Genomic DNA, 12769 nt, shown 5'->3' on the forward strand with positions numbered 1-12769 from the left:
TTTTAACAAGTTTATAAAATTACTATCTAGATCAACCGTGCGCTTCGGCTAAATACAACCAAGTATCAATCACAGTATCAGGGTTTAATGACACTGTATCTATGCCTTGTTCTACCAACCAAGCTGCAAAATCAGCGTGATCTGAAGGACCTTGACCACAAATACCTATGTAAGCGCCCTTCGCTTTAGCCGCTTTAATGGCTAATGAAAGTAGCATTTTAACGGCTTCATCACGCTCATCGAATAAATGGCTAATGATACCTGAGTCACGGTCAAGGCCGAGTGTCAGCTGAGTTAAATCGTTTGAGCCGATAGAGAAGCCATCGAAATGCTCAAGGAATTGGTCTGCTAACAGGGCGTTTGAAGGCACTTCACACATCATGATGACACGTAAACCGTCTTTACCACGCTCTAAACCTTGCTCTTTGAGCAGGCCGACCACTTGCTCAGCTTCTTTCACTGTGCGAACGAATGGGATCATGACTTCAACGTTTTTCAGACCCATGTCATTACGAACACGTTTGATCGCTTCACACTCAAGGGCAAAACAGTCACGGAAGGATTCAGAGATATAACGGCTCGCACCGCGGAAGCCCAGCATTGGGTTCTCTTCTTCTGGCTCGTATCTATCACCACCAACCAAGTTTGCGTATTCGTTAGACTTAAAGTCTGACATACGTACGATCACTTTCTTCGGATAGAAAGCTGAACCGATAGTCGCAATACCTTCAACCAGACGGGCAATATAGAACTCAACGGGTGATTCGTAACCAGCAATCATTTCGTTGATTTCAGTTTGCAGCGCTGCATCCTGTTGATTGAATTCGAGCAGTGCCTTTGGATGGATGCCGATCATACGGTTGATGATGAATTCTAAACGCGCTAGACCCACACCTTCGTTTGGCAAACGGGCAAAATCAAATGCACGATCAGGGTTACCCACGTTCATCATAATTTTCATTGGCAAGGCAGGCAGAGAGTCAACACGGTTTGAAATCACTTCAAACTCTTGTTTACCTTCGTAGATAAAGCCAGTGTCACCTTCGGCGCAAGAAACAGTTACGATTTGACCATTCTTGATACGGTCAGTCACGTCACCACAACCCACCACCGCTGGCACACCTAATTCGCGGGCGATAATCGCCGCATGACAGGTACGACCGCCACGGTTTGTGACGATAGCACTCGCACGTTTCATGATAGGTTCCCAATCAGGATCTGTCATGTCTGTCACTAACACATCACCAGGTTGGATTTGATCCATATCGGCGATTGAGGTTAATACTTTGGCTACACCAGTACCCACTTTATGGCCAATAGCGCGACCTTCACAGATCACAGCGCCACGGCTCTTTAAGTGATAACGCTCAATCAATTGCACATCTTCACGGCTACGAACCGTTTCTGGACGCGCTTGAACGATATACAATTTGCCATCGTTGCCGTCTTTTGCCCATTCGATGTCCATTGGACGACCGTAATGCTTTTCGATCACCATGGCTTGTTTGGCTAATTCTTCAACTTCAGCGTCATTGATAGAGAATTGACGACGTTTGTCAGCAGTCACGTCTTCAATTTTGACTTGTTTGCCGTGAGCAGCATCATCTGAATATACCATTTGGATGAGCTTGCTACCGATATTACGGCGCACAACAGCCTTGTGACCTAAGGCTAAAATAGGTTTATGAACATAAAATTCATCTGGGTTTACCGCGCCTTGAACAACCATTTCACCCAGACCAAAAGATGAAGTGATAAACACCACATCGTTATTGCCAGATTCAGTGTCCATAGTGAACATCACACCTGAAGCCGCTTTATCTGAACGAACCATGCGTTGTACGCCAGCAGACAAGGCAACACCGTGGTGCTCATAACCTTGATGCACACGGTAGGAAATAGCGCGATCGTTAAAGAGTGAAGCGTACACATGCTTGATCGCTGTCAGTACGGATTCAAATCCTTTTACGTTTAAGAAGGTTTCTTGCTGCCCCGCAAAAGAGGCATCTGGCATATCTTCTGCTGTTGCAGAAGAACGTACAGCGAATGACGCTTCGCTAGTTTCAGCGGCAAGTTTATCGTAAGCTTCACGTATCGCTTGCTCTAATGCTGGTTGAAATGGAGTGTCGATAACCCACTGTCTGATCTGTGCACCTACTTTAGCCAGCGCATTGACATCATCTACATCCAGTGTGGCTAGAATGTCATAAATCTTCTGGTTAACTCCGCTTTGTTCAAGGAACTCGTTGAACGCATGGGAAGTTGTCGCAAATCCGCCAGGTACTTGAACACCGGCATTGGCCAGATTGCTGATCATCTCGCCTAGAGAAGCATTTTTACCGCCAACCAAGTTGACGTCACCCATGCCTAATTCTTGATACCAGAGTACGTATTGCTGCACAGTTCTATCTCCGCAAGTTTATTTCAGTGGCCCCTTCACACGAGGGCAGCGGCATTTTACACTCCTGTCGAACACGCGTAAATCTATAATTTTATTTGTAATTTTATTACTACAAGAGGTCAGTATGGCACCAAAAGTATTCTATATCTCCGATGGGACAGCGATCACAGCTGAAGTTTTTGGTCATGCGGTTCTCTCGCAATTTCCATTAGAATTTGAGTCACTTACGATTCCATTTGTCGAAACATTGACGAAAGCGGAGCAAGTTAAGCGACAAATTAATGATTGTTTTATTACAACAGGTGAGCGGCCGTTAGTATTCCATTCCATCGTAAAAGCCGAGATCCGCGACATCATCTACTCGAGTGAAGGGGTTGATTATGATTTTTTGAATACTTTTGTGGCCCCACTCGAACAACATTTAGGTGTTTCTGCCTCTCCAGTTGTACATAGAACCCATGGAAAAGCGAATCACGGCTATGAAGCGCGTATTGATGCCATTAATTTCGCCATGGACAACGATGATGGCCAGACCATGAAACATATGGATCAAGCCGATCTGGTTTTACTTGGGGTCTCTCGCTGTGGCAAAACGCCATCGAGCCTGTATTTATCAATGCAGTTCGGCATAAAAGCGGCAAACTACCCTTTCACCGAAGATGATATGGATAACCTTAAGTTACCTGAAGCGCTGAAACGCAATAAGAAAAAACTGTTTGGTTTAACGATTGATCCCGTGCGTTTACATGAAATCCGTCAGAGTCGAATGGAGAATAGCCGCTATTCATCGCTCAAACAGTGCCGCTTAGAAGTCAAAGAAGTGGAAATGCTGTTTAAACGCGAACGCATTCCTTACATAGACACCACTAATCATTCCGTGGAAGAAATTGCCACTAAAATATTAGATGTCACGGGCCTAGAACGGCATATGTTCTAAGCCTAATAAGCCAAAATCAGCAAAAGAAACCGAGTGAATTTAGTCTAAAAGAAACTAACTTAAATCAAATTCATTGCACAGTTGCCGACAATTAACGCAATTGGCACTGTGCAACTCGGTTCGATTCGTTATAATCCGAGGCAATCTGGCGAAAAGCGCCGCACGCAAGCTCGGTATTTTGAATGACCATAAAAACAGACGAACTACGCACTTCCTTATTAGCAAAAGTCATCTCACCTGCGCAACTGGCATCTGAGTTCCCATTAACTCAAGATGCAGCCGATTATCTGGTTCAGCAACGTCGTGAAGTCGAAGCCATCATTATGGGTGAAGACCAACGTCTATTGGTGATCATAGGCCCATGCTCAATCCACGATACTAAAGCGGCATTAGATTATGCTCAACGCTTAGCCGCGTTACACCAAGAATTGAAAGATGACTTGTGTATCTTAATGCGCGTCTATTTTGAAAAACCCCGCACAATTGTCGGTTGGAAAGGATTAATTTCAGATCCCGATCTCGATGGCAGTTTCGAACCAAACAAAGGTTTACGCATTGCCCGCGAGTTGCTGCAACAAATCACTGAATTAAAATTGCCTATCGCCACCGAATTTTTAGATATGGTGAACGGTCAGTACATAGCGGATCTCATTACTTGGGGTGCGATTGGTGCGCGCACCACGGAAAGCCAAGTCCACCGTGAAATGGCTTCAGCACTGTCTTGCCCGGTTGGTTTTAAAAATGGTACTGATGGGAACATCAATATTGCCGTTGATGCAGTGCGTGCCGCACAAGTGCCACATGTTTTCTATTCACCAGATAAAGATGGCGCTATGGCGGTCTATCGCACCCACGGCAACCCGTTTGGCCATATCATCCTACGTGGTGGTAAAAAACCTAATTATCACGCACAAGATATCGAAGAAGCGCGTCAACAGCTTGCATCTGTTGGGGTAACTCAACGTATGGTTATCGATTTCAGCCACGGAAACAGTGAGAAGAACCATCTCAAACAACTGATGGTCGCCGATGAAATTATGACTCAAATGCGTGCTGGCAGCACTGCCATCGCAGGTATTATGGCTGAAAGCTTCTTACAAGAAGGCAATCAAAAAGTCGTTGAAGGCCAGCCACTCTGTTATGGCCAAAGTATCACAGACGCCTGCTTACATTGGGACGACTCTGAAATTCTGCTACGTAAGCTCGCTGCGGCTTCCCGCGAAAGAAAAGCACTGTTAACCAAATAAATCTGAAGTAAAATAAATCGTCCAATAAAAAACCGATCTCATTTCGGTTTTTTTATTGGAAGCATGACATTATCCTCAGGCATATGCCTACTGCAGGTTAAAGCCTGTAGTTTTCTATCTTTAACCACCATAAATCTTTATAATTCGAGCTTATTTTGCTGCATTACCTTAGGTTGCTGTATGTCGCTTACCCCCATGTCCACAAACACCGAAAATACCTCACGAATCGAAGCCGCTGAAACACCTTTTCCTGACGCGATTCAAACTCGAATTGATTCCTCAGAAGCGCGTGTGATTAAAGCAGTATTTCCCTCAATCACCAACCATCACAATACGTTATTTGGTGGTGAAGCTTTAGCGTGGATGGATGAAACAGCCTTTATTGCGGCAACTCGTTTCTGCCGTAAAACCTTAGTCACAGTGAGTTCCGATAGAATTGATTTTAAAAAGCCTATCCCAGCAGGCACACTAGCAGAACTCATCGCTCGTGTGATCCATGTAGGTAATACGTCATTAAAAGTTGAAGTCAACATCTATGTCGAAGACATGTATCAAGACCATCGAGAGCATGCTATACGTGGTGTGTTCACCTTTGTTGCGGTTGACGAACAACGAAATCCCACAAAAGTGTGGACATATGGGTAGTTTTTAGACGATTTTAAAGTATAGATTAGCCCGTACTTTCGGGCTTTCAATTGAAACTATACTGTCCATCTTTTTCCTTGTAAAACACCGACCAAAGTCTAACAACCAGAAACATATCAAAATTTTGTCCTTATTCCTGAATAAAGCAATAGGATCCTTGATTACTTTTCTGTTACATTGAGTTCAATCTTCACGCGCACCGAACATAATCATAAAAGCCATGAAGCTAGAAAACTTAAATATTATTATCGCAGACGATCATCCATTGTTCAGAAATGCACTACGTCAAGCGCTGACCAGCGCTTTCGAACATGCACAGTGGTTTGAAGCAGACAGTGCTGACGCACTGCAATCTGTATTGGATGTTCGAAGCGTCGATTACGATCTTGTACTGTTAGATCTGCAGATGCCCGGTTCCCACGGCTACTCCACGCTTATCCACCTACGCTCACATTATCCTGAGTTACCCGTTGTGGTGATTTCAGCCCACGAGGATATCAATACCATTAGCCGTGCGATTCATTATGGCAGCAGTGGTTTTATCCCTAAATCAGCTTCAATGGAAACCCTAAAAGAGGCGCTAAGTGCGGTGTTATTCGGTGATATTTGGTTGCCTAAAGGCACTGAGATTATTGCTATCAATGACGATGCCATTGATAAAATGGCCAGCAAGTTATCCGATCTCACTCCGCAACAATATAAAGTGTTGCAGATGTTTGCCGAAGGTTTATTAAATAAACAAATAGCCTACGATCTTGGCGTGTCAGAAGCGACCATCAAGGCGCACGCTACCGCCATATTTAGAAAACTTGGCGTTCGCAACCGCACTCAAGCAGTTATTGCCCTTGCGCAACTCGAGATGGATAAAGTCGATTTATCTTAATCGCTAAACCCATAAAAAATGCCGCATATATTAGCGGCATTTTTATGTCAGTAAATCATCGCCAATTAACGCATTGGCAGATTTTTATCGGCAAACATTTCATCTATGAGCTGTTGATCCCGTAATGCTACGGCTTTCTCCACCACATCACGGGTTAAATGCGGCGCAAAGTGCTGAATAAAATCATACATATAACTGCGCAAGAAACTGCCCTTCCTAAAACCAATTTTAGTCGTACTGTGGGCAAACAAATGACCGGCATCAATAGCAACTAAATCTTTATCAACATTTGGATCAATGGCCATAGACGCGATGACCCCCACGCCTAATCCTAAACGAACATAGGTTTTAAGCACGTCGGCACTGGTCGCACTAAAGACAACACGCGGCTCTAAATTGGCCCGATTGAACGCTTTCTCAATTTCAGAAGCACGATCAAAACCAAAGACATAGGTCACTAAGGGGAAACGGGCTAAATCTTCGATACTAATCAAGCTGCCTTGATTGCGGGTCGCAAGAGGATGATCTTTGGGCACAACGATAGAGCGGTTCCAGTGGTAACAAGGCAACATGATCAGATCTGAATATAAATGCATTGCTTCGGTCGCAATGGCAAAATCTGCATCACCGCGAGCAGCCTGTTCGCTGATCTGAGACGGTGTCCCTTGGTGCATATGCAAGTTCACTTTAGGATAGCGATCAATAAACTGACGAATTATCGTCGGTAATGCATAGCGTGCCTGAGTATCTGTTGTGGAAATATTTAACTCACCTTGATCTGGCTTAGTATATTCTTCAGACACTTTTTTGATACTTTCAACTTTACCTAAAATATCATTGGCAATGCTGATCACTTGCAAACCCGCAGGTGTCACATGGGTTAAATGCTTACCGCTACGACCAAATATTTGGATCCCCAACTCATCTTCAAGCATACGAACTTGTTTACTGATCCCAGGTTGAGAGGTATACAAGTTTTCAGCTGTCGCCGATACATTGAGGTTATGTTTTACGACCTCAGCAATATACCTGAGTTGTTGCAGTTTCATCTTATTTCCTTGTCTCAAACACGCAAAATGCCATTAACAACTGAGCCCTCAAAGCACTCTCAGCTATAATCAATCGTTATAGTATATAGTAAAAATTAAAGCAAATAGGAATATAGAGCACAAGTCTACAGATTCATACGACAGAAATGATAACCTAGGCTAAGATAACTATGCTAGTTTATTGATTTATTGTAGCATTAGCTCAATTGGATAAATAATGGAACATCTATGTCATTCACCTTGGTTCTGATCCTCATCGGTGCGCTTTTACTGCTTGTTATCGGAATTAACGTATTACAGCAACAAAAAGAACGTGTAGAGGCTGAGCGTCGCATTGAATTTGCCCGTCAAAGAGCAATTATCGATGAAACTGAAACTGTGTTATCAAACACAGGAATGATGCCTTGTAGCACGAATATAGTGTTGGTTTTGTACCGGCGTGTACAAGATGCCTTGCAATCTGCAACAGCGATCAGTAATGGCCAACAACAGTCAGACTACCAACGCCGCTTAGCCGATATTAATAATCAAATAACAAGCTTACAGTCTGGACAACCTCAAACTCCTCCAATTGAGAATTTCAGACTACCCGATAATGACAAACAAATTTTAGCGCTTGTTCAAACCTTAAAAAAATTAAAGGCGATACTCAGAGCCGAGCATAATAAAGGTAAAGTCGATCCGAGCATTTTTGCTCAAGAAGAAAGCCGCATCGACAGTTTACAGCTCAGAATTAATGTCGATTCTATGCTTTCTCGTGCCCGCGCGGCCAGCTTTATGAAGCAATATGGTTCATCAAAACAAATGGTGACTAAAGCACTATCGACATTGCACGCTATTAAGGCACAAACGCCTAATGACCCTTTCATTGGTCGTAAAGTGGATGAGGCTAAACAATTGCTTGATGAGATTATGGGCGCACAGAAACAATCTGAACCCAGTGCTCCTAGACCTAAGAATGAAGAAGATGATATCGACATGCTGTTTCAGCCGAAAAAGAAATGGTGATCAGTTACTGTGTGCTTAGCTTTAAGTTGAATTAGCGGCACGTCTTACACTCGTTCTTCAGCGTTATTGGGCGTGGTGAGTGAGTGCGAGTAAAGCGAGCAACATTTCTGACTCATTATCTACAGCAACAAATCAGTCTCTAAAGAAAATCGAAACAAAAAAGCCAAGTCAAATATGACTTGGCTTTTTTGTTGTTCTCTTAGCGTTAAGCTAGCTTAATCCGTCGCTATGCGCCTTTCTTGGCCTTCTTGGTAGATTCACTCACCCACTTACCATTGACGTAATGCGCAGACCAACCCGTGGCTTTACCATCGACTTCAGTTGCAACGTATTGCTCTTTCGTCTTACGGCTAAACTTCACCGCAGCCTTATTGCCTTCATCATCAGTGACTGGCGCATCCGCTAAATACTGATACTTAGGCCACAGCAGCTCGCGGTATTGAACCAGCTCCTCAACCAGAGGCGCACGGGTTTCACGTGATTTAGGGAAAGTACTGGCCGCTAAGAAGATACCCGCAGCACCATCACGTAATACGAAATGGGCATCCGATTTACTGCATTTCAGTTCGGGTAAATAAATAGGATCTTCTTTTGGCGGCGCCGCCTCACCATTTTTAAGTAATTTACGGGTATTCTTACACTCTTCATTGGTACAGCCAAAGTACTTACCAAAACGACCATTTTTCAGTTCCATATCGTGACCACAGCGATCACACTCAATCAGTGGACCTTCATAGCCTTTGATCTTGAATTGGCCTTCTTCGACTTCATAGCCTTCACAGATTGGATTGTTACCGCAGACGTGTAACTTACGCTTCTCATCGATCAGGTAACTGTCCATTGCCGTGCCACAAATACTACAACGGTGCTTCGCACGCAGTGCATCTGTTTCGGCATCTTCACTGTTTTCGCTAATCGCTTCAACGCCAGGCGTGAGGTTCATCGTCGTCTTACAGCGTTCTTTAGGGGGTAATTCATAACCAGAGCAACCAAGGAAAACGCCAGTCGTTCCCGTGCGGATCCCCATAGGACGACCACAAGTTGGGCACTTGATATCCGTCATCACCATTTGGTTAAGACGCATGCCACCTTCTTCAGGATCCAGCTCCGCTTTTTCTAATTGCTTAGTAAAGTCAGCATAGAAACCATCGAGTACTTTTTTCCAGTCTAACTCGCCGCGAGCCACATCATCTAATGTTTGCTCCATGCTGGCGGTAAAGTCATAGCTCATCAAATCAGCAAAACTGCTCACCAATCGTTCGCTGACAATTTCACCCATTTTTTCGGCATAGAAACGACGATTTTCGACTTTTACATAACCACGATCTTGAATCGTTGAAATGATGGTTGCGTAGGTCGATGGGCGGCCAATACCGCGTTTTTCTAATTCTTTTACTAAAGAAGCTTCGCTGTATCGTGCTGGTGGCTTAGTGAAGTGTTGTTTAGGCTGCAATTCTTTTAATGCTAATACATCGCCCTGAGCCACGAATGGTAACGTATTGTCTTCTTCGTTTTTCTTCTTAAGCGCTGTTTGTACGCGAGTCCAACCATCGAAACGTAAGGTACGTCCCGTAGCTTTGAGCTCATAATCACCCGCTTTTACGGTCAACTTAGTGGCATCATATTGTGCAGGTGTCATTTGACATGAGACAAACTGGCGCCAAATAAGCTCATATAAGCGCTGAGCGTCACGTTCCATGTCAGATAAGGTCGCTGCTTGCACTTGAACGTTTGATGGACGAATCGCTTCGTGAGCCTCTTGTGCGCCTTCTTTTGATCCGTATCGAATCGGTTCGGCGGGTAGATACTTATCACCAAATTCTTTGGCAATCATATCGCGCAAGTTTTCAACGGCTTCTTGACTCAAATTGGTCGAGTCGGTACGCATATAAGTGATATGACCGGCTTCGTAAAGTCGCTGCGCCATCATCATGGTCTTCTTCACACCAAAACCTAAGCGTGTACTCGCGGCCTGTTGCAGTGTCGACGTAATAAAAGGAGCCGATGGTTTACTTTGAGTCGCTTTATCTTCGCGGGCCAGCACAGTAAAACTTGCTGCCGATAACGCTTGAACCGCAGCCATCGCTTGCTGTTCATTGATAGGATTGAAGGCAGCATCTAAATGCTTAACCACTTCCATCCGCAAAGCTTCTTGAGCGGGCGTATTGAGCTCTGCGTGTACATCCCAAAATTCTTCAGGCACAAAGGCTTTGATTTCGCTTTCGCGTTCGACCACTAAACGCACGGCAACCGACTGCACTCGCCCAGCGGATAAACCGCGAGCAACTTTTTTCCACAGCAGAGGCGACACCATAAAACCGACAACTCTGTCTAAGAAGCGGCGGGCTTGTTGGGCATTCACCATGTTAGTGTCGAGTGTCGACGGTTTACTAAAAGCATCTTGAATCGCAGACTTAGTAATTTCGTTGAAAACAACACGTTGATACCGTGAAGGATCACCACCAATCACCTCTTGCAAATGCCAGGCGATAGCTTCTCCCTCACGGTCTAAGTCGGTTGCGAGATAGATTTGGTCAGCAGAATCGGCAAGTGCCTGTAACTCTTTAACGACTTTTTCTTTACCCGGCAAAATTTGGTACTTAGCCGCCCAGCCCTTTTCAGGGTTTACGCCCATACGAGACACTAGCGCTTGCTGATCTTTCACCTTTTTATATTGAGCTTTTTCTTCTGGCGACATCTTCTTAACTTCGGCAGCGGATTTAACCTTTTCATTGCCTTCTGAAGTCGATGATGTCGGCAGATCACGGATGTGACCTACACTCGATTTAACGATGAATTCTTTGCCAAGATATTTATTAATAGTCTTAGCTTTGGCCGGTGATTCGACAATAACTAGCGATTTACCCATAGTTTAATTTGCGCCAAAAAATCTCAAGAAGGTGGAAATTGGCACCATATATAGAGGGTTGTACTGATAGTTTCAAGTTAATCCCTCTTTTATATGTACCAGCGAGTCACTTTTTAATCAAAGTTGAAAAAATGTGAAAATATAATATGCGTAATTAAAAACTAATATTTCATTATTTGCCAGCAAGCAAGAAATAGTTATGCATTTATCGTGAAAAAGTCGCTTTGAGCACAAAACCGTCCGCTTGTGCACTCGAAAAGCTACAGTATACTGGGTTCCCTCAGGGACCATATGAACAAATAATAACTTTCCCTATCACAAGGATAAGCAATGAAGCACTTTGAAGCGAATTTTGATGGACTCGTTGGACCAACACACAATTACGCAGGGTTGTCTTTTGGCAATGTCGCCTCACTTAGCAATGCCGCCTTAGTTTCCAACCCCAAAGCTGCTGCAAAACAAGGACTCCAAAAAGCCAAAGCACTAGCCGATATGGGCATGGTTCAAGGAATATTAGCTCCTCAAGAGCGCCCAGACCTCTATACATTGCGCCGAATTGGATTTTCCGGCTCTGATGCTAATGTATTAAAACAAGCGGCAAAAGAAGCGCCCATATTACTTAATGCCTGTTGCAGTGCTTCCAGTATGTGGACAGCCAATGCCGCTACAGTCTCACCAAGTGCAGATACACGTGACGGCAAACTGCATTTCACCCCAGCAAATTTAGTCGATAAACTACATCGCAGCATCGAGCCTTTGACAACGGGGCGCATATTAACAGCAACTTTCAGTGATCCCCACTATTTTCATCACCATAGTCACTTACCTGAGCATAATAGCTTCGGTGATGAAGGTGCCGCAAACCACACTCGTCTCTGCAATGAATACGGCCATGCTGGTGTTGAGCTGTTTGTTTATGGACAAGAAGCCACCAATCCCAACGCACCTAAACCGCAAAAATATCCAGCAAGACAAACCTTAGAAGCGTCGATGGCAGTCGCACGCTTACATCAGCTGGAAGACGATAATTGCGTCTTCATCCAACAGAATCCTGATGTGATTGATCAAGGTGTATTCCATAACGATGTTATCGCAGTAGGTAATCAAAATGTCCTGTTCTACCACGAACAAGCCTTCTTAAATACCCAGAATAAGATCGATGAAATTAAACGTAAACTCGACACTGAGCTGTATTTCATTGAAGTGCCCACTGCGAAAGTAGCAATTAACGACGCAGTCAAAAGCTATTTATTCAATACTCAAATTATTACGTTGCCATCCGGTGAAATGGCGATTATTGCCCCAACAGATTGCCAAGAAAATCCCGCGGTATTTGCCTATTTGAACGAATTACTCACATTAAACACGCCGATTAAGCAAGTGCTTTATTTTGACGTAAAACAAAGCATGCAAAACGGTGGCGGCCCTGCCTGTCTTCGTTTACGTGTCGCCATGAATGAAGTGGAAGTCGCAGCTATAAATCAACACACTCTGATGAATAATGCTTTATTTACTCGTTTAAACCTTTGGGTAGACAAACATTATCGAGACAGATTAACCACCCAAGATCTTGCAGACCCTCAGCTAATCATCGAATCTCGAACAGCTCTAGATGAACTGACACAGATTATGAAACTAGGTAGCGTGTATCAGTTCCAGCGTTAATGAATAAATATAATTCCAAAGACTAGACACTAAAAAGCGCACTATTAAGTGCGCTTTTATTTATA

9 protein-coding genes are annotated in these 12769 nt (G+C 44.0%); 6 read left to right on the top strand and 3 right to left on the bottom strand.

What is annotated here, in order from left to right:
• Positions 1–31: 31 nt before the first annotated feature.
• Complete coding sequence (ppsA, locus tag L5M49_RS03065) at positions 32–2401, bottom strand: phosphoenolpyruvate synthase (RefSeq protein WP_028759726.1); 2370 nt, start codon at positions 2399–2401, stop codon at positions 32–34.
• 124 nt (positions 2402–2525) lie between these two features.
• Between ppsA and L5M49_RS03070 the strand changes: the two genes are divergently transcribed.
• The 4 genes from L5M49_RS03070 (at position 2526) to L5M49_RS03085 (ending at position 6113) form a co-directional block, all read left to right on the top strand.
• A complete protein-coding gene (locus L5M49_RS03070; protein WP_028759725.1) occupies positions 2526–3338 on the top strand; it encodes a pyruvate, water dikinase regulatory protein in 813 nt (270 codons plus the stop codon).
• A gap of 182 nt (positions 3339–3520) precedes the next feature.
• Positions 3521–4585: a 3-deoxy-7-phosphoheptulonate synthase gene (locus L5M49_RS03075; protein ID WP_028759724.1), complete on the top strand. Its 1065-nt coding sequence runs from the start codon at positions 3521–3523 to the stop codon at positions 4583–4585.
• A gap of 180 nt (positions 4586–4765) precedes the next feature.
• Entirely contained in the window at positions 4766–5230 is a 465-nt protein-coding gene (locus L5M49_RS03080) for an acyl-CoA thioesterase (protein WP_168825401.1), read from the top strand.
• 220 nt (positions 5231–5450) lie between these two features.
• On the top strand, positions 5451–6113 hold the full coding sequence (locus L5M49_RS03085) for a response regulator transcription factor (protein WP_028759722.1): 663 nt from the start codon (positions 5451–5453) through the stop codon (positions 6111–6113).
• A gap of 65 nt (positions 6114–6178) precedes the next feature.
• Here L5M49_RS03085 and cysB read toward each other — a convergent pair whose 3' ends face one another.
• Positions 6179–7162, bottom strand: coding sequence for an HTH-type transcriptional regulator CysB (cysB, locus tag L5M49_RS03090; protein WP_028759721.1), 984 nt, complete (start codon positions 7160–7162; stop codon positions 6179–6181).
• A 228-nt stretch (positions 7163–7390) separates the two neighbouring features.
• Here cysB and zomB point away from each other — a divergent pair, with 228 nt between their 5' ends.
• Positions 7391–8170 (top strand): flagellar motor control protein ZomB, encoded by a 780-nt coding sequence (gene zomB, locus L5M49_RS03095; protein WP_028759720.1) that lies wholly within the window; start codon positions 7391–7393, stop codon positions 8168–8170.
• Positions 8171–8396: 226 nt separating this feature from the next.
• Here the strand turns inward: zomB and topA are convergent, their stop codons facing one another.
• Positions 8397–11039 carry a type I DNA topoisomerase gene (gene topA / locus L5M49_RS03100; protein WP_105252683.1) on the bottom strand — a complete coding sequence of 881 codons (2643 nt, stop codon included), beginning with the start codon at positions 11037–11039 and terminating at the stop codon, positions 8397–8399.
• A gap of 330 nt (positions 11040–11369) precedes the next feature.
• Between topA and astB the strand changes: the two genes are divergently transcribed.
• Positions 11370–12704: an N-succinylarginine dihydrolase gene (astB, locus tag L5M49_RS03105; RefSeq protein WP_263265430.1), complete on the top strand. Its 1335-nt coding sequence runs from the start codon at positions 11370–11372 to the stop codon at positions 12702–12704.
• Positions 12705–12769 lie beyond the last annotated feature (65 nt).

It is taken from the genome of Shewanella sp. SM74, assembly GCF_025653725.1.
Taxonomy (GTDB): Bacteria; Pseudomonadota; Gammaproteobacteria; order Enterobacterales; family Shewanellaceae; genus Shewanella; species Shewanella oncorhynchi.